This is a genomic window from Dactylosporangium aurantiacum (assembly GCF_000716715.1).
GTDB lineage: Bacteria > Actinomycetota > Actinomycetes > Mycobacteriales > Micromonosporaceae > Dactylosporangium > Dactylosporangium aurantiacum.
On record NZ_JNYJ01000021.1, the window covers coordinates 48,596 to 66,753 of the forward strand.

At 72.2% G+C, this 18,158-nt stretch carries 15 protein-coding genes; 6 read left to right on the top strand and 9 right to left on the bottom strand.

Annotated elements, in window-relative coordinates; genetic code table 11:
- The first annotated feature begins 19 nt into the window (after window positions 1–19).
- The 3 genes from OP18_RS23045 to OP18_RS23055 all read left to right on the top strand — a co-directional run bounded on the left by OP18_RS23045 (window position 20) and on the right by OP18_RS23055 (window position 3,612).
- Entirely contained in the window at window positions 20–1,366 is a 1,347-nt protein-coding gene (locus OP18_RS23045) for an aspartate aminotransferase family protein (protein WP_033361081.1), read from the top strand.
- Between the two features lie 63 nt (window positions 1,367–1,429).
- Entirely contained in the window at window positions 1,430–2,674 is a 1,245-nt protein-coding gene (locus OP18_RS23050; RefSeq protein WP_033361082.1) for an MFS transporter, read from the top strand.
- Between the two features lie 59 nt (window positions 2,675–2,733).
- Window positions 2,734–3,612 carry a PfkB family carbohydrate kinase gene (locus OP18_RS23055; protein WP_033361083.1) on the top strand — a complete coding sequence of 293 codons (879 nt, stop codon included), beginning with the start codon at window positions 2,734–2,736 and terminating at the stop codon, window positions 3,610–3,612.
- Between the two features lie 78 nt (window positions 3,613–3,690).
- Here OP18_RS23055 and OP18_RS23060 read toward each other — a convergent pair whose 3' ends face one another.
- From OP18_RS23060 to OP18_RS23095, 8 genes are all read right to left on the bottom strand, one after another.
- Window positions 3,691–4,824 carry an ABC transporter substrate-binding protein gene (locus OP18_RS23060; RefSeq protein ID WP_033361084.1) on the bottom strand — a complete coding sequence of 378 codons (1,134 nt, stop codon included), beginning with the start codon at window positions 4,822–4,824 and terminating at the stop codon, window positions 3,691–3,693.
- A 25-nt stretch (window positions 4,825–4,849) separates the two neighbouring features.
- A complete protein-coding gene (locus OP18_RS23065; RefSeq protein WP_033361085.1) occupies window positions 4,850–5,608 on the bottom strand; it encodes an ABC transporter permease in 759 nt (252 codons plus the stop codon).
- Complete coding sequence (locus tag OP18_RS23070; RefSeq protein WP_052387171.1) at window positions 5,605–6,414, bottom strand: ABC transporter ATP-binding protein; 810 nt, start codon at window positions 6,412–6,414, stop codon at window positions 5,605–5,607. Before OP18_RS23070 ends, OP18_RS23065 begins: the two co-directional genes overlap by 4 nt.
- Window positions 6,411–7,319 (bottom strand): ABC transporter permease, encoded by a 909-nt coding sequence (locus tag OP18_RS23075; protein ID WP_081971027.1) that lies wholly within the window; start codon window positions 7,317–7,319, stop codon window positions 6,411–6,413. Before OP18_RS23075 ends, OP18_RS23070 begins: the two co-directional genes overlap by 4 nt.
- The gene (locus OP18_RS23080; protein WP_033361086.1) at window positions 7,316–8,326 is read right to left on the bottom strand and encodes a TIGR03842 family LLM class F420-dependent oxidoreductase; all 1,011 of its coding nucleotides are present in this window, start codon (window positions 8,324–8,326) and stop codon (window positions 7,316–7,318) included. Before OP18_RS23080 ends, OP18_RS23075 begins: the two co-directional genes overlap by 4 nt.
- A 4-nt stretch (window positions 8,327–8,330) precedes the next feature.
- Complete coding sequence (locus tag OP18_RS23085) at window positions 8,331–9,812, bottom strand: CoA-acylating methylmalonate-semialdehyde dehydrogenase (RefSeq protein ID WP_033361087.1); 1,482 nt, start codon at window positions 9,810–9,812, stop codon at window positions 8,331–8,333.
- Window positions 9,813–9,822: 10 nt separating this feature from the next.
- Window positions 9,823–11,226 (bottom strand): dihydropyrimidinase, encoded by a 1,404-nt coding sequence (gene hydA / locus OP18_RS23090; RefSeq protein WP_033361088.1) that lies wholly within the window; start codon window positions 11,224–11,226, stop codon window positions 9,823–9,825.
- A gap of 82 nt (window positions 11,227–11,308) precedes the next feature.
- Window positions 11,309–12,148 (bottom strand): nitrilase-related carbon-nitrogen hydrolase, encoded by an 840-nt coding sequence (locus tag OP18_RS23095; RefSeq protein WP_033361089.1) that lies wholly within the window; start codon window positions 12,146–12,148, stop codon window positions 11,309–11,311.
- 158 nt (window positions 12,149–12,306) lie between these two features.
- On the opposite strand from OP18_RS23095, the gene OP18_RS23100 reads away from it, so the two are divergent.
- On the top strand, window positions 12,307–13,695 hold the full coding sequence (locus OP18_RS23100; protein ID WP_033361090.1) for an aminotransferase-like domain-containing protein: 1,389 nt from the start codon (window positions 12,307–12,309) through the stop codon (window positions 13,693–13,695).
- A gap of 785 nt (window positions 13,696–14,480) precedes the next feature.
- Here the strand turns inward: OP18_RS23100 and OP18_RS23105 are convergent.
- On the bottom strand, window positions 14,481–15,605 hold the full coding sequence (locus tag OP18_RS23105) for an acetate/propionate family kinase (RefSeq protein WP_033361091.1): 1,125 nt from the start codon (window positions 15,603–15,605) through the stop codon (window positions 14,481–14,483).
- A gap of 18 nt (window positions 15,606–15,623) precedes the next feature.
- On the opposite strand from OP18_RS23105, the gene pta reads away from it, so the two are divergent.
- Window positions 15,624–17,696 (top strand): phosphate acetyltransferase, encoded by a 2,073-nt coding sequence (pta, locus tag OP18_RS23110; RefSeq protein WP_052387172.1) that lies wholly within the window; start codon window positions 15,624–15,626, stop codon window positions 17,694–17,696.
- Window positions 17,693–18,043, top strand: a complete 351-nt coding sequence (locus tag OP18_RS23115; RefSeq protein ID WP_033361092.1) for a VOC family protein — start codon at window positions 17,693–17,695, stop codon at window positions 18,041–18,043. The genes pta and OP18_RS23115 overlap by 4 nt, the downstream gene beginning before the upstream one ends.
- Window positions 18,044–18,158: the final 115 nt, after the last annotated feature.

Here is an 18,158-nt window from a genome sequence, read left to right on the forward strand (position 1 = left end):
GTGCCATTAGCGTCGGCTCATGACGGGACACACCTCCGAGGCCGACGCCTACCGCGACGACCGCGCGCACGTCTTCCACTCCTGGTCGGCGCAGCGGGCGCTGGACCCGGTCGTCGTCACCGGCGGCCTCGGCAGCACGTTCTGGGACGCCGACGGCACCCGGTATCTCGACTTCTCCTCGCAGCTGGTGAACCTGAACCTCGGCCACCAGCACCCCAAGGTCGTCGCCGCGATCCAGGAGCAGGCGGCGCGGCTGTGCACGATCGCGCCGAGCTTCGCCAACCCGACGCGCAGCGAGGCCGCCCGCCGCATCGCGGAGGTGGCACCCGGCGACCTGTCGCACGTGTTCTTCACCAACGGCGGCACCGAGGCCAACGAGCACGCGGTGAAGATGGCCCGGCTCACCACCGGCAGGCACAAGGTGCTCGCCGCGTACCGGTCGTACCACGGCGCGACCACCGGGTCGATCACGCTGACCGGCGACCCGCGCCGCTGGGCCAACGAGCCCGCGATGCCGGGGGTCGTGCGGTTCTTCGGCCCGTACCCGTACCGGTCGGCGTTCCACGCCGACAGCGCCGAGCAGGAGACGGCCCGCGCCCTGCAGCACCTCGAGGAGGTGTTCATGTTCGAGGGGCCGCACACGGTCGCCGCGGTCATCCTCGAGTCGGTCGTCGGGACCAACGGCATCCTGGTGCCGCCGCCCGGCTACCTCGCCGGGGTGCGGGAGCTGTGCGACCGGCACGGCGCGCTGCTCATCTGCGACGAGGTGATGAGCGGGTTCGGCCGGTGCGGCGAGTGGTTCGCGGTGGACCGGTGGGGTGTGGTGCCGGACCTGATCACGTTCGCGAAGGGCGTCAACTCCGGTTACGTCCCGCTCGGCGGTGTCGTGCTCGGCGAGCGGGTGTACGAGACGTTCGCCGAACGCCCGTTCCCCGGCGGACTCACGTACTCCGGGCATCCCCTCGCGTGCGCGGCGGCGGTCGCGACCATCGACGTGATGCGCGAGGAGCGCATCCCCGAGCGGGTCCGGGACCTCGGCGAGCGGGTCGTCGGGCCGCGGCTGGAGAAGCTGCGCGACCGGCACCCGTCGGTCGGTGAGGTCCGCGGCGTCGGCCTGTTCTGGGCGATCGAGCTGGTCCGCGACCGCGACACCCGCGAGATGCTGGTGCCCTACAACGCCTCCGGCGCCGCGGCGAAGCCGATGGCCGACGTGGTCGCCGCCTGCAAGGCCCGCGGCGTGTGGCCGTTCACCCACTTCAACCGGGTGCACGTGGTGCCGCCGCTGGTCATCACCGAGGAGGAGCTGCTGCAGGGCATCGACGCGATCGACGACGCCCTCGACGCCGCCGACGCGTACGTCGCCTGAGCCGGCGCCCCGCGTGCGGGGCGGTGACCGCCGGGTCGCCGCCCCGCGTGGCACAGTGATCACGTGCCCTCCGCGTCGCTGGTCCGGCGGACCTACTACCTGCTGACCGCCGGCAACACCCTCGCCGGTTCGCTGATCTGGGGCATCAACACCATCTTCCTGCTCGACGCGGGCCTGTCGAACCTGGCCGCGTTCGCCGCGAACGCCTGCTTCACCGCCGGCATGGTCCTGTTCGAGGTCCCGACCGGCATCGTCGCGGACCTGTGGGGGCGCCGCGCGTCGTTCCTGCTCGGCACCGTGACCCTGGCCGTCACCACCGGCCTGTACGTGTGGCTGTGGCACGTCCACGCGCCGTTCTGGCCGTGGGCGGCCGTGTCGCTGCTGATCGGGCTCGGCTTCACGTTCTTCTCCGGCGCGGTCGAGGCGTGGCTCGTCGACGCCCTCGCCGCCACCGGCGACGACGGGCCACTGGAGGCGGTGTTCGCCCGGGGGCAGGTCGTCAGCGGGGCGGCCATGCTCACCGGGTCCGTCGCCGGCGGGTACCTGGCCCAGCTGACCGACCTCGGGGTGCCGTTCCTGGTCCGCGCCGGCGTGTACGCGCTCATGTGCGGGCTCGCCGCCGCCCTCATGCGCGACGTCGGCTTCACCCCGGACCGGAGCCTGCCGCCCCTGGCGCGGATGCGCCGCATCGCCGGCGACTCGGTCCGCTACGGCTGGCGGGCCCGCCAGGTCCGGCTCCTCATGCTCGCCGCGCCGTTCACCGGCGGCGTCGGCGTCTACGTGTTCTACGCGCTGCAGCCGCACCTGCTCGACCTGTACGACGACGCGCACGCCTACGGTGTGGCCGGCGTCGCCGCGGCCGCGTTCGCCGCCGCCCAGATCACCGGCGGCCTGCTCGCCGGGCGGATCGGCGGGCTGTTCGCGCACCGGCTCACCGCGTACCTGGCCCTGACCGCCGCCGGCGTCGTCGCGCTCGCCGGGCTGGGCCTCGCCGGCCGGTTCTGGGTGGCGCTCACCCTGGTCGTGCTGTGGGCGCTGCTGGGCGCGGCCGCGATGCCGCTGCGGCAGGCGTACGTGAACGGCCTCATCCCCTCGCCGCAGCGCGCGACGATCCTGTCGTTCGACTCGCTGATGACCTCCACCGGCGGCGTCGCCGCCCAGCCGGCCCTCGGCCGGGCCGCCGACGTGTGGGGCTACCCGGTCTCGTTCCTCATCTCGGCCGCCCTGTCCGCGTGTGCGCTGCCGTTCCTCGTCAGAGCCCGCGCCGGTACGCCCGCAGCGCCGGCCGCGCCACCCCCTCGACCGTGACCCGCGGCCGCACCCGCGGGCGTGGGTGAACGGGTGGCGCGGCGGGTAACAGCGCCGCCATGGATGCGGTGGTGGTCGGGCAGTTGGCCCGTGATCTCGTCATGGTGGTGGAGGGGCTGCCGGACGCCGGGACGTCCGGCGCGGTCCGGGACCGCCTCGAACAGCTCGGCGGCAAGGGCGCCAACCAGGCGGTCGGGCTCGCGCAGCTCGGCGTGGCGACGGCCCTCGTCGCGGTCGCCGGGGACGACCCGGTCGGCGACGCGCTCATCGCACGGGCCGGCGTCGACGGCATCGACGTCACCCACGTCGTGCGCCGCGCCGGGACCCCGACGGGGCTGATCGTCGAGGTGCTCGAGGACGGCGGCCGGTGGCGGTACCTGGAGCACCTGCCGCTCGGTGTGCTGCTGACGGAGGCCGACGTGCGGGCGGCGGCCGGCGTGCTCGGCGCTGCCCGCGCGGTCCTGGTGCAGCTGCAGCAGCCCCTGGACGCGGTCCGGGCCGCGGTCGAGCTCGCCGGTGGGCTCGTCGTGCTCGACGGCGCCGTCACCGACCGCGGGATCCTGCGCGGCGCCGGCGTGCTGCGGGCCGACGCGCACGAGGCGGCGCTGCTGCTGGGTGTGCCGGCGCGGGAGAAGGACGTGCTGGAGGCGGCGCCGGGGCTGCTGGACGCGGGGCCGGCGCTGCTCGCGTTCGCCCTGGAGGAGGGCGGTGACCTGTTCGTGTGGCGGGACGGTCACGAGCTCGTGCCGCACTCCGGCGGCGACGCCGTGGACAGCACCGGCGGCGGCGACGCGCTGACCGCCGCGCTCACCGCGGCGCTGCTGGAAGGGGCGTCGCCGCCGGAGGCGGCCCGGTTCGCGGTGGCCGCCGCCGGTGCCGTCGTCACGCACCCCGGCGGGCGGCCGGCGCTGCACGACCGCCGCCCACCGGGACGGTGACGGTGACGGTGACGGTGGAACTTTCACGCCACCGGCGGCCGGCACGGTGGTCGGCACCGGCCGCCGGTGGCGTGGAGCTCACGCGCCGCCGGCGGTCAGGGTGACCGTCTGCGGGGTGAACGACGAGCCGAGCACGTCGACACCGGCGGCCTTCGCCGCGTCGACCGCCTTCTGCATGTAGTCGTTGGTGTACGACAGGCCCTCGGGCTTCTTCTTCAGCACCGTGTCACCGACCTGGTTCTTCGTCGTCAGGGAGATGTCGACGGTCTGGTTCCAGGCGGCCTCGTCGATGATGCCGACGCCCTTCGCGGCCGGCCAGACGAGCTTGTTGACCTCGTTCATCTGCCACAGCTGGTGGCTCTTGCCGAGCTTGGAGCCCTTCGCGACGACCATGTCGCGGCACTCCTCGGGCTTGTCCCGGCAGTACGCCCAACCCTTGATCGTGGCGGTCAGGAACTTCACCGTCTGGTCCTGGTACGCCTTGTCCTTGAGCTTGTCGGTGTTGGCCCACACCGCGTCCTGCAGCATCGACGTGCCGACGGTCTTCCAGTCGATGATGGAGAAGTCCTCCGCCTTGTACAGCGCGCCGGTCGCCGGGTTCGTCGCCTCCAGCAGCTGCGCGTACTCGTTGTAGGACATGGCCTGCGCGACGTCGATCTCCTTCTTCAGCAGCGCCTGCATGTCGAACTGCTGCTGCACGAGCGTGACGTCCTTGCCCGGGTCGAGCCCGGCCTTCGTCATGCCGGCGAACAGCTCGAACTCATTGCCGAAGCCCCAGTTGCCGACCTTCTTGCCCTTGAAGTCGGCCGGGGACTTGATGCCGCTGCTGGCGAACGCGACCTGGTACGTGCCGGACCGGGCGAAGATCTGCCCGACGTCGGTGATCCCGGCGCCCTGCTCCCGCGACGCGAGCGCCTTCGGCACCCACGCGACGGCGTAGTCGGCCTTGCCGGTGGCCAGGACCGTCTGCGGCACGATGTCGACGCCGCCCTCCAGCAGCTGCACGTCGAGGCCCTGCTCCTTGTAGAAGCCCTTGTCGACGGCGGCGATGTACCCGGCGAACTGGGCCTGGAAGAACCACTGCAGCTGCAGCTTCACGGTGGTGACGCCGCCGCTGGTGGTCGTCGTGGGTTTGTCGGTGTCGGCGGTGCCGCAGCCGGCCAGGACGAGTCCTGCCGCGGCGACGGCGCCGATGAGGCGCGCACTTCTCATGGGGGTTTCCTCCGGGGGTACCGCGTTATGAACGGGACTTCCAGGGCGTTGCGAGCCGCTCCAGCAGGAGCGTGGTCAGGTAGAAGACGAGCCCGAGGACGCAGGCGCCGACAACGAACGCCCACGCCCGCGGGTACGCGGTGAAGGCGGCCGCCGACGTGATCCGCGCGCCGAGACCGTCCTGCAGCCCGCCGAAGTACTCGGCGACGACCGCGGCGATGACCGCGAGCGACGACGCCTGCCGCAGGCCGGTGAAGACGTACGGCAGCGCACCCGGCAGGCGCACCAGGCGGGCGAACGTCCACCCGCCCGCCGCGTAGCTGTCCATCAGCTCACGGTGGGTCGGGTCGACCTCCCGCAGGCCGCGCAGCGTGTTGATGAAGACCGGGAAGAACGCGATGATCCCGGCCACCGCCCGCCGCGGCAGGCTGCTCGTCGAGTCGAACATGTTGTTGAGGATGGGGGCGAGGGCGATGATCGGCAGCGCGTTGACGACCGCCGCGTAGGGCACCGCGATGTCGCTGAGCAGCTTCGACCGGCTGAACAGCAGCGCGGCGACGATCGCCGCGGCGGTGCCGCCGACGAGCCCGACGAGGGCGTTGGCGCCGCTGGCGAGGGCCGCGTCGACGACGTTGTCGCGCTGCTCGACCAGCTGGTCCCAGATCGCCGACGGGGCCGGCAGGATGAACGGCGCGATCCGTCCCGCCGTGACGACGACCTCCCACAGCACGACGGCGAGGACACCGACGAGCACCGGGGGCAGGACCGAGCGGAGGTACCTCATGCCCGCAGCGCCTTGCGGACCGCGGTCACGTACTCGAAGTAGGCGGGGGACTGCCGGGCCGCCTCGTCGCGGCCGGGCAGCTCGATGTCGACGGTCGCGGTGATCCGGCCGGGCCGCGCCGACATGACGACGACCTTGTCCGACAGGAACACCGCCTCGGAGATCGAGTGGGTGACGAACACCGTGCTGGTGCCGGTCTTCGCGCAGATCTGCAGCAGCTCGCCCTGCAGCCGCTCCCGGGTCATCTCGTCCAGGGCACCGAACGGCTCGTCCATCAGCAGCAGCGGCGGATGTACGGCCAGGGCCCGCGCGATCGCGACCCGCTGCTGCATGCCGCCGGACAGCTGGGCCGGGTAGTGCCCGGCGAAGTCGGCGAGACCGACGAGGGCGAGCATCTCCTCCGCCCGGACCCTGCGCTCCGCCTTCGGCACCTTGCGCAGTTCGAGGGGCAGCTCCACGTTGCGGCGCACGGTGCGCCACTCGAAGAGCCCCGCCTGCTGGAAGGCGATGCCGTACTCCTGGTCGCGGCGGGCCTGCGCGGCGGGTTTCCCGGCGACGGTGACGGTGCCCGCGGTGGGGTCGATGAGGTCGGCGATGAGCCGCAGCAGGGTGCTCTTGCCACACCCCGACGGGCCGATCAACGACACAAACTGTCCACTGTCGACGGTGAGGTCCACGTCGGACAGTGCGGTCACCTCGTCGGGGCGGCCCCGGTTGAACACCTTGCTCACACCGGAGATCTGCACGGCGGCCGTGTCGCCACCTCCGGCGCGCTCCGGCTTCGGTTTGACCTGCGGGTCGCTCATACGACGTTCACCTTGCCCTTCGCCCAGCCTGGCCCGACGAGCTTCGCCGGGTCGGCCCAGGCCAGGCGACGCCGGTGCCGCATGAGGGGCAGTTCGAGGAGGCTGACGGCGCCGGCGACGACGAGCCCGAGGACGGCGGCGCCGAGCATGGCGGTGTAAACCTTCGCGGGGTCAGAGGTGGCCTCCCGGGAGTATTCGATGACGAGCCGGCCGATCCCGCCGCGGGTGCCGGTGGAGATCTCGCCGACGACCGCGCCGACGACCGCGGCGGCGCCGGCCAGCCGCAGCGCGGGGAACAGGAACGGCAGCGCCGCCGGCAGCCGCAGCTTGCCGTACGTGCGCCACCAGCCGGCGGCGTAGCTGCGCATCAGCTCGACGCCGCTCGCCGACGGCGACTGCAGCCCGCGCAGCAGCCCGACGGCGACGGGGAAGAACGCGAGGTACGCGGCGATGACCGCGACCGTCATCCAGTCCTGCCACGGGTACGGCCCGAACGACAGCGCCCCGCTCCAGCCCGCCACCAGCGGTGCGAGCGCGACGAGCGGCACCGTCTGCGACAGCACCACGTACGGCAGCAGCCCCCGCTCCACCACCCGGAACCGTTGCATGAGCGTGGCCAGGACGAAGCCGATGGCCGTACCGGCGACGAAACCGACGGCCGTCACCCCCAGGGTGAACAGGCAGGCGTCGAACACCACCTGCCACACCGGCCGGCCGCCGGTGAGCTCCGGCCGGCCGAGCCGCTGCGCCACCGTCCACAGGTGCGGCATGGACAGGTCGTCGGCGCGGGGCAGGACCTTCACCCCGAGGACCGCGGTGCCCTCGGGGTCGCCGACCGCCTTGTACCCCTCCCACAACAGGGCGAAGACGACCAGCCCCCCGAGGGCACCGAGGACCTTCCTCATTTCGTGACAGCCGGGATGATGTGCTCGCCGTACGCCCGCAGCGTCGACTCCTTCGCGTCGTGCTGCAGGTACACGGCGAACTGGTCGACGCCGAGGTCCTTGAGCTCGGCGAGCCGCTTCAGGTGCTCCTCGACCGGGCCGAGGATGCAGAACCGGTCGACGATCTCGTCGGGCACGAAGTCGGTGTGCGTGTTGCCGGCCCGGCCGTGCTCGGCGTAGTCGTAGCCCTGGCGGCCCTTGATGTAGTCGGTGAGGGCGGTCGGGACGGCACCGTCGCTGCCGTAGCGGGCGACGATGTCGGCGATGTGGTTGCCGACCATCCCGCCGAACCAGCGGGTCTGCTCCCGCTGATGGGCCATGGACTCGACCGAGTCGTCGCCGACGTACGCGGGGGCGGCGACGCAGAACTTGATCGCCGCCGGGTCCCGGCCCGCCTTCTCCGCCGCGTCACGCACCGCCTTGATCATCCAGGCGGCGATGTCGGGGTCGGCGAGCTGCAGGATGTACCCGTCGCCGACCTCACCGGTGAGCGCGAGCGCCTTCGGCCCGTACGCGGCGACCCACACCTCGAGCCGGCTGTCGGGCGCCCACGCGAAGCGCAGGTCACGGTCGCGCAGGTGGACCTCCCGGCCGTTGCCGAGCTCCCGGATCACCTGCACGCACTCGCGCAGCTCCGCGAGGGTCGTCGGGCGGCTGCCGAGGACCCGCACCGCCGAGTCGCCGCGGCCGATGCCGCAGACGGTGCGGTTGCCGTACATCTCGTTGAGGGTGGCGAACAGCGACGCCGTGACGGTCCAGTCGCGGGTGCCGGGGTTCGTCACCATCGGCCCCACGATCACCCGCTGCGTGTCGGCGAGGATCTTGCTGTAGATGACGAACGGCTCCTGCCACAGCACGTGCGAGTCGAACGTCCACACGTGGCTGAATCCGGCCGCCTCGGCCTGTTTCGCGAGCTCGACGGTCTGTGTCGCAGGCGGGTCGCACTGCAGCACCACCCCGATGTCCATGTCGTCACCGCACCTTCGGGAAGCCGAGGTCGACCTCCGACGTGGCCGGGTCCGGCCAGCGGGAGGTGACGACCTTGCTGCGCGTGTAGAACTGGATCCCTTCGGGCCCGTACATGTGCAGGTCGCCGAAGAGCGAGGACTTCCAGCCGCCGAAGCTGTAGTAGGCGACCGGGACCGGCACCGGCACGTTGACGCCGACCATGCCGCAGACCACGTCGTACTGGAACCGCCGGGCCGCCCCGCCGTCGCGGGTGAAGATGGCGGTGCCGTTGCCGTACTCGTTGTCGTTGACGAGTTTGACGGCCTCGTCGTAGCTGTCGACCCGCACCACGGACAGGACCGGCCCGAAGATCTCGTCGGTGTACAGCGCCTCGTCGGTGCTGACCCGGTCCACCAGGGACGCGCCGAGGAAGAAGCCGGGCCCGCTGCTGACCGGTGCCTCGCGGCCGTCGACGACGATGTCGGCGGTGGTGCCGGCCAGGTACCCGGCGACCTTGTCGCGGTGCTCGCGGGTGATGAGCGGGCCCATCTCCGCGGCCGGGTCGCTGGCCGGGCCGACCGCGATCCGGCCGATCCGCTCGCTGATCGCCGCGACGAGCGGGTCGGCGACGGCACCGACGGCCACGACGACGGAGATCGCCATGCACCGCTCCCCCGCCGAGCCGTACCCGGCGGACACGGCGGCGTCGGCGGCGCTGTCGACGTCCGCGTCGGGCAGCACGACCATGTGGTTCTTCGCCCCGCCGAGCGCCTGGACCCGCTTGCCGGCCCGGGTGCCCGCCTCGTAGACCGCCTTCGCGATCGGGGTCGAGCCGACGAAACTCAACGCCTGCACGTCGGGGTGGCTCAGCAGGGTCTCCACGGCCTCCCGGTCGCCCTGCACGACGTTGAACACGCCGTCGGGCAGCCCCGCCTGCCGCAGCAGGTCGGCCAGCAGCAGCGAGACCGACGGGTCCTTCTCGCTGGGTTTGAGCACGAACGTGTTGCCGCAGACGAGCGCGTTGGCGAACATCCACATCGGTACCATCGCCGGGAAGTTGAACGGGGTGATCCCGGCGACGACCCCGAGCGGCTGGCGGATCGAGTACACGTCGACACCGCTGGACGCCTGCTCGCTGTAGCCGCCCTTGAGCAGGTGCGGCGCGCCGGTGGCGAACTCGATGTTCTCCAGCCCGCGGGCCAGCTCACCGGCGGCGTCGGCCTCGGTCTTGCCGTGCTCCTTGCTGACCAGCGCCGCGATCTCCTTGCGGTTGGCGTCGACGAGCTCCCGGAACCGGAACATGACCTCGGCCCGCCGCGACAGCGACGCGGCCCGCCACGCCGGGAACGCCTTCAGGGCGCTGGCGACCGCCCGGTCGGTCTCCTCCTTGGTGGCGGCGACCACGTACGCCTGCTGCTCGCCGGTCGCCGGGTCCCAGACCGGCAACTGCCTGCCACTGGTGCCCTCGACGGCGGCGCCGTCGAGCCAGTGCTTGATCTCACGCATGTGGTGCCTTTCAGAGGAGATAGTCGGAGAGTCCGCGGCGGACGAACTGCCCGTGGCCCTTGGCGCCGTGGTACGCGCCGTCCTTCACGATCACCCGTCCGCGGGACATGACGGTGTCGACCTTGCCGGCGATCTCGTACCCTTCCCAGGCGGAATGGTCCATGTTCATGTGGTGGTTCTCGACGCTGATGCGGGTGCGGGCCGCCGGGTCGTAGAGCACGATGTCGGCGTCGGAGCCGGGCGCGATGATGCCCTTCCTCGGGTACAGGCCGAACATGCGCGCGGGGGTCGTCGCGATCGTCTCCACCCAGCGGGCGAGGCTGAGCTTGCCGTCGACGACACCCTGGTACAGCAGGTCGACGCGGTGCTCGACGCTGCCGATGCCGTTGGGGATCTTCGAGAAGTCGCCGATGCCGAGCTCCTTCTGGTCCTTGAAGCAGAAGGGGCAGTGGTCGGTCGACACCACGGACAGGTCGTTGCTGCGCAGGCCCCGCCACAGGTCGGCGCGGTGCGTCTCGTGCTTGCTGCGCAGCGGCGTCGAGCACACCCACTTGGCGCCCTCGAACCCGGGCGCGCCGAGCTGGTCCTCGAGGGTGAGGTACAGGTACTGCGGGCAGGTCTCGGCGAACACGTTGCGGCCGAGGTCGCGGGCGGCGGCGACCTGCTCGAGGGCCTTGCTGGCGGACAGGTGCACGATGTACAGCGGGCAGTCGGCGGCGACCCCGGCGAGCCAGATGGCGCGGCTGGTCGCCTCCGCCTCCAGGGCCTCCGGGCGGGTGAGGCCGTGGTGGATCGGGTCGGTCTCGCCGCGCTCCAGGGCCTGCTTGACGAGCACGTCGATCGCCGGCCCGTTCTCCGCGTGCATCATGATCATGGCGCCGTTGTCGCGGGCCTTCTGCATCGCGCGCAGGATCTGGCCGTCGTCGCTGTAGAAGACACCCGGGTACGCCATGAACAGCTTGAAGCTGGTGATCCCCTCGTCGGCGACGAGGGTGTCCATGGCCTTGAGCGACTCGTCGTCGACCCCGCCGAGGATCATGTGGAACGCGTAGTCGATGTGGCAGTTGCCGTCGGCTTTGCCGTGCCAGGCGGCCAGGCCGTCCTGCACGACCTCCCCGGTGCGCTGCACCGCGAAGTCGATGATCGTGGTCGTGCCGCCCCACGCGGCGGCGCGGGTGCCGGTGTCGAACGTGTCGCTGGCGAACGTGCCGCCGAACGGCAGCTCCATGTGCGTGTGCGCGTCGACGCCGCCGGGGATGACGTACTTGCCGGTCGCGTCGAGCGTCTCGAAGTCGCCCTCCTGCGGCCCCTGCCCCGGGGCGAAGACCGCCGAGACCTGCTCGCCGACGACGAGCACTTCGGCCGGGATCGCACCCGTGGGACCGATCACGGTCCCGCCCTTGATCAGGATCATCGCGCCGCCTCCGCTTCGCTCCGGCACCGCTCGACGAACTGCGCCTGCTGGTGAGCGGCTGCTCCGCTCCGCTGCGAGCCGCTCACGGTTTCACCAGGTCCCCGTACGCGTCCGGGCGGCGGTCCCGGTAGAACTGCCATCGGTCCCTGACCTCGGCGAGCAGACCCATGTCGAGGTCCCGCACGATCAGCTCCGGGTTGTGCGCGTCGCCGACCTCACCGACGAACTTGCCCTCCGGGTCGACGAAGTAGGACGTGCCGTAGAAGTCGTTGTCGCCGAGGTCCTCGATGCCGGTGCGGTTGATCGCGCCGATGAAGTACTCGTTGGCCACCGCGCTCGCCGGCTGCTCCAGCTGCCACAGGTAGGCCGACAGGCCACGGCTGGTCGCGGACGGGTTGAACACGATCTGCGCGCCGTTGAGGCCCAGCGCCCGCCAGCCCTCCGGGAAGTGCCGGTCGTAGCAGATGTAGACGCCGACCTTGCCGACCGCCGTGTCGAAGACCGGGTAGCCAAGGTTGCCGGGGCGGAAGTAGAACTTCTCCCAGAAGCCCTTCACCTGCGGAATGTGGTTCTTGCGGTACTTGCCCAGGTAGCTGCCGTCGGCATCGACCACGGCCGCGGTGTTGTAGAGCACGCCCGGCTGCTCCTGCTCGTACATCGGCAGCACCATCACCATGCCCAGCCCCCTGGCCAGGGCCTGGAAGCGTTCGGTGGTGGGGCCGGGAACGGACTCGGCGTACTCGTAGTAGGCCTTGTCCTGCACCTGGCAGAAATAGGGACCGTAGAACAGCTCCTGGAAGCAGATCACCTTCGCACCCTGCGCGGCGGCCTGCCGCGCGTAGTCCTCGTGCGCCTTGATCATCGATTCTTTGTCGCCGGTCCAGTTCGTCTGGACGATGGCGGCCCGGATCACGTCTGCCATGGCTGCCCCTCTCTGGGCTCTTGGCGGGTGTTGGTGCCTTGTGACAGCTGGGCTTCTGCGGCGTTGACCTTGTCTCGGGTCGGATGCCGTAGGACACTAACGACACAAATCTAGGCGGACAATGGTCCAAGCGTTACAGAATGTTTCGGAGATGTAATTTGCTCGCGCTCATCGCCGGGGCGGTCGACGACCGCAGCGCCCGGGGAATCGCCGCCGCCGTCAGCCGCCTGGTGACCGCCGGGACACTGCCCGCCGGCTCCCGCCTGCCCACCGTGCGGGACGTCGCGCGCGAGCTCGGCATCAGCCCCACCACCGTGTCCGAGGCGTGGCGCAGCCTGGCCCGCGCCGGCGCCATCCAGACCCGCGGCCGGTCCGGCACGTTCGTCGCCGGCCCGTCCCTGCCACGACAACGGCTGCGGTACGCGCAGCTCGGCGGCCGCGTCGGCGAACTCGGTGCGGGACTCGTGCGGGACTACTCGACCGGTGTGCCCGACTACGACCTGCTGCCGTCGCTGACCGACGCCCTGCGCCGCATCGGCGACGCCCGCCTCACCACCAGCTACCTCGACGGCGCGGTCCTACCGTCCCTGGAGACGGCGCTGCGGTCCCGCTGGCCGTTCCCACCCGAACAGCTCACCGTCGTCGACGGCGCGCTGGACGCGCTCGACCGGATCACCGGCACCGTGGTCCGCTTCGGCGACCACGTCCTCGTCGAGAACCCGGCGTTCCCACCGGTGCTGGACCTGCTCGAAGCCGTCGGCGCCACCGTCGTCGGCGTCGCCATCGACGAGCACGGGATGCGGCCCGAGGCCCTCGCCGCGGCCCTGCAGACGTACGAGCCGGTCGCCGTGTACCTGCAGCCCCGCGCCCACAACCCGACCGGCGCCAGCATGACCCAGGCGCGCGCCGACAAGCTCGCCCGCGTCCTGGCCAAACACCCCGCCGTCACCGTCATCGAGGACGACCACGCCGGCGACATCGCCACCGCACCCCCGGTCAGCCTCGGCCGCCGCCTGCCCGACCGCACCGTGCACGTGCTGAGCTTCTCCAAGAGCCACGGCCCCGACCTGCGCCTCGCCGCGATCGGCGGCCCGGCCGACGTGGTCACCGCCGTCACCGACCGCCGCCTGCTCGGCCCCGGCTGGTCCAGCCGCCTGCTGCAGGCCGTCCTCGTCGAGCTGCTCACCGACCCGTCCACAGTGGACCAGATCGCGTACGCCCGCGACGAGTACGCCCGCCGCCGCACCGCCCTGCTCGACGCCCTCGACGCCCGCGGCGTCACCGCGACCGCCGGCGACGGCATCAACCTCTGGATGGCCGTCGCCAACCAGCAGGTGGCGATGCTGACCCTGGCCGCCCACGGCATCGCGGTCGCCCCGGGCGCCCCGTTCGAGGTGAGCCACCTCGACAGCGACCACGTCCGCGTGACGGCCGGCCTGGTCCGCGACGGCTTCGACGACCTGGCGGACATCCTCGCGGAGGCCGCCGGCTCAGCCGCCCGCGGCAGCGGCCCCCGCACCGCCAACCACCCCCGCGGCTGGCGCTGAGCCGTGCTGTGCTGGCTGCCGCGCCTGCGGCGCGGCGGCGGGGGTTCCCACCCGCACCCCCATGCGACCGCTGCGCGGTCGCACTGCCTGCGCTGGCGCGCGGCAGCTTGTGCGCCGGCGCGGGCCAGCATCGTGGGTCGGCGTCGGTCGGTCCGGTTCGGCCGGTAGGCGCGGCGTGTGCCTCGGCATTCGGCCCCGGCATGCGCCCTGGCGGTCGCCCAGCATGCGCTCCGACGGACCTGACCACGAACGGGTTCCCGGTCCCGGCTGACCTCGACTCCTGGTCTGTCTCAGGCGCCGAACCCGGCTGGCCTCACGGCACCCCGCGCCCGGCTGGCCTCACGGCACCGCCCAGCTGGCCTCTCAACACCGCCCAGGCTGACCTGTCAGCATCGCCCGCCTGGCCTCTCAACACCGCGCGCCTGGCCGAGTCCTGCCGAGCACCATCAGCCCGCGTCGCCTGCCAGCTCCGCCAGCCGGCTCCCCCGTCGCGCTCCGCCAGCTCTCATTACCGCCACCAACCCCGCTCCGGCACCAACCCCGTCAGGCCCAACCCCACCACACCGACCCCACCACGCCCGTGCGTACGCCCACCGGCCGTCACCCCGTCGACCACGTCACCAGATAGATCAAGGCAGCCGACCCGCCCACCAACCGCACAGGCGAACCACCGGGCCGGGCTGCCTGGCCGCTTCACAAGCAACCCTAGACCACCGTAGGAAATTGATCTCCGACGTCACTACCCACCGTAGTTTACCCCGCCCCCACGCACCCCTCGACCGCGATCACCCCGACCCTGACGACCCGACCGCCGCCCGCACCTGCTCCGCGATCGCCCGCTCCTCGTCCGTCGGCACCACGCACACCGCCACCCGCGCACCGTCCGGCGAGATCACCCGCGCGTGGGCCGCGTTGCGGTCCGGGTCCACGGTGATCCCCCAGCCCTGCAGCCCGTCCAACGCAGCCGCGCGGACGGGGGCCGCGTGCTCGCCCACGCCGGCGGTGAACACGACCGCGTCGAGGCGGCCGAGCACGGCGTGGTACGCGCCGACGTACTTGCGGATCCGGTGGCAGTACACGTCGAAGGCGAGCGTCGCGGCGGCGTCACCCGCGGCGCGCCGCTCCAGCACGGTGCGCATGTCGTTGGCGCCGGCGAGGCCGCGCAGGCCGCCGTGGCGTTGCAGCTGCTCCTCGGCGGCGGCGGGGTCCAGGCCGGCGGCGCGGTGCAGGTAGCTGAGGACGGCGGGGTCGATGTCGCCGGAGCGGGTGCCCATGACGAGGCCTTCCAGGGGGGTGAGGCCCATGGAGGTCTCGACGCTGCGGCCGCCTTCGACGGCGGTGGCGCTCGCGCCGTTGCCCAGGTGGAGCACGATCATGTTGAGCTCGGTGAGGGGGCGGCCGAGCAGGTCGGCGGTGCGGCGGGACACGATGTCGCAGGAGGTGCCGTGGAAGCCGTACCGGCGGATCCCGTGCCGGGCGGACAGCTCGCGGTCGAGGGCGTACGTGCGGGCCGCCTCCGGCAGCGTCGCGTGGAACGCGGTGTCGAACACGGCCACGTGCGGCACGCCGGGCAGGGCGGCGCGGGCTGCCTCGATCCCGGCGATGCCGCCCGGGTTGTGCAGGGGCGCGAGCGGGGTCAGCTCCCGCAGCACCGCCAGCATCGCGTCGTCGACGAGCGCGGGCGCGGTGAATCTGGAGCCGCCGTGCACGATGCGGTGCCCGACGGCGGTGATGCCGGCGGCGTCGAGGCCGCCGAGGATCTGGGTGAGCGCCGCCGCGTGGTCCGGCACGCCCCCCGGCTCGCCGATGCGCTCGACCGAACCCCGCGGGCCGGCGGACCCCGAAGGGGCGGCGAGGTCGACGACCTGGAACTTCACCGACGAGGAGCCGCTGTTGAGCACGAGGATCATGACAGGCAGACTACTGGTGTGGCACGCATCGTGTACCTGGTCGAACACGGACCTGGATCCGGCAAGTCCGCCGTCGCGCTCGGGCTGGCCGAGCTGTTGTCGCGGAAGGTGCCGAGGATCGGCGTGTTCCGGCCGTTCGTCGACGGTGCCGCACCGGATCCGACGCTGGCGTTGCTGCGGTCGCGGTACCACATCGGCCTCGACGACCAGCAGCTGTTCGGGGTGACGGCGGCGGAGGCGGCCGGGATGCTGTCCGCGGGCGACGGGGAGGGCCTCGTCGGGCGGATCGTGGAGCGGTTCCGGCCGATCGCCCGCGACCACGACGCGGTGGTGGTGATCGGCAGCGACCTCGACGACGAGCAGTCACCGACGCTGGCGCTCAACGCCCGGCTCGCCAACGAGTTCGGCGCGGTCGTGGTCGCCGTCGTCAACGGGGCCGACCTCGACGACGCGACGGTCGGGTCGGTGGCGCGGCAGGCGTACCACGCGCTGGTCGACCTCGACGCGACCGTCGCCGCCGTCATCGTCAACAAGACGTCGCTGCCGCCGCCGGCGCTGCCGGTCCCCTGTTACACGATCCCGAACGTGGCGACGGTCGCGGCGCCGACCGTCGCGGAGGTCGCCGCCGCGCTCGGCGCCAGCGTCCTCAGCGCCGGTCCCGCCTCCCTGGAGCGCGACGTGCTCGACTACGTCGTCGGCGCCGCGCAGGTACCGGCGCTGCTGTCGCACCTGACCGACAACTGCCTGCTGATCACCCCAGGTGACCGGGCCGACCTGCTCGTCGCCGCGGCCGCCGCGCACGCCTCCGGCACCGTGCCGCTCGCCGGGATCGTGCTCACGCTCGGCATCGCCCCGGACAAGACGGCGCTCGCGCTGTTCGAACGGCTCAACACGGGGCTGGCGGTGCTGTCGGTGCCGGCGGCGAGCTACGACACGATCGCCGCGTCGACGCGGATGGAGCACCGGCTGAGCCCGGACAACCCGCGGAAGGTCGCGGCGGCGCTCGGCGCGTTCGAGTCGAACGTCGACACGGCCGCCCTCGCCGACGCGCTGGAGCTGACCGCGTCGACGCGGGTCACGCCGCTGATGTTCGAGTACGACCTGATCGACCGTGCCCGCGCCGCCCGCCGGCACCTGGTCCTGCCCGAAGGTACCGAGGAACGGATCCTGCGCGCGGCCGACATCCTGCTGCGCCGGGGCGTCGCCGCGCTGACCCTGCTCGGCGACCCGGCGGTGATCGCCGCGAAGGCCCGCGACCTCGGTCTGGACATCTCCGCCGCCACGGTGATCGACCCGGCGACGTCGGACCTGCTGGAGCGGTTCGCTCCCGTGTACGCCCAGCTGCGCGCCCACAAAGGTGTCACGCTGGACCTGGCCCGCGACGTGGTCCGCGACGTCAGCTACTTCGGCACGATGATGGTCCACCTCGGCCTCGCCGACGGCATGGTCTCCGGCGCCACGCACACGACCGCCGCGACGATCCGCCCCGCGTTCGAGATCATCAAGACGGTGCCGGGGCTGAGCGTCGCCTCCAGTGTCTTCTTCATGCTCCTGCCCGACCGGGTCCTCGTGTACGGCGACTGCGCCGTCAACCCCGACCCGGACGCCGAGCAGCTCGCCGACATCGCCCTGTCCTCGGCGACGACCGCCGCCCAGTTCGGCATCGACCCGCGCGTCGCGATGCTGTCCTACTCCACCGGTACGTCCGGCGCCGGCGCCGACGTCACGAAGGTCGCCTCCGCCACGGCACTGGTGCGCGGCCGGCGCCCCGAGCTGCCGGTCGAGGGCCCCATCCAGTACGACGCCGCCGTCGACCCCGCCGTCGCCGCCACGAAACTGCCCGGCAGCACCGTCGCCGGGCAGGCCACCGTGTTCGTGTTCCCGGACCTGAACACGGGCAACAACACGTACAAGGCCGTGCAACGCTCCGCCGGCGCGGTCGCGGTCGGCCCCGTCATGCAGGGCCTGCGCAAACCCGTCAACGACCTGTCCCGCGGCGCCACCGTCAAGGACATCGTGAACACGGTCGCGATCACCGCCATCCAAGCCCAAAGTTTTTTGTCACACCCCTCGGGCACGATGGAGGCATGACGGCGAAACTCACCTCGGTGGTGCTCGACTCACCCGACCCGCAGGCCCTCGCCCGGTTCTACTCCGAGCTGCTCGACCTGCCGATCACCCGCGTCGACGGCGACTGGGTCGACATCGGCGACGGCACCACGAAGCTCAGCTTCCAGCACGCGCCCGACCTGCGCCCACCACAGTGGCCCGACCCCGACCGCCCGCAGCAGATCCACCTCGACATCCAGGTGGACGACATCGACGCCGCCGAGGCCAAGGCGCTCCAACTGGGCGCGACGCTGCTGTCGACCAAGGAGGCGGGCTTCCGGGTGTATAGCGACCCGTCGGGCCACCCGTTCTGCCTCTGCTACGACTGACCAGGCCGTGCGGGCAGCGGCACCGCGGCCCAGGTCTGCGGTGTCCGCGGCCGGGTCTGCGGTGTGTCGCGGTCTGGTCTGTGCTCCCGGGTCGCGTCGCCGTGCGGGACGGCGC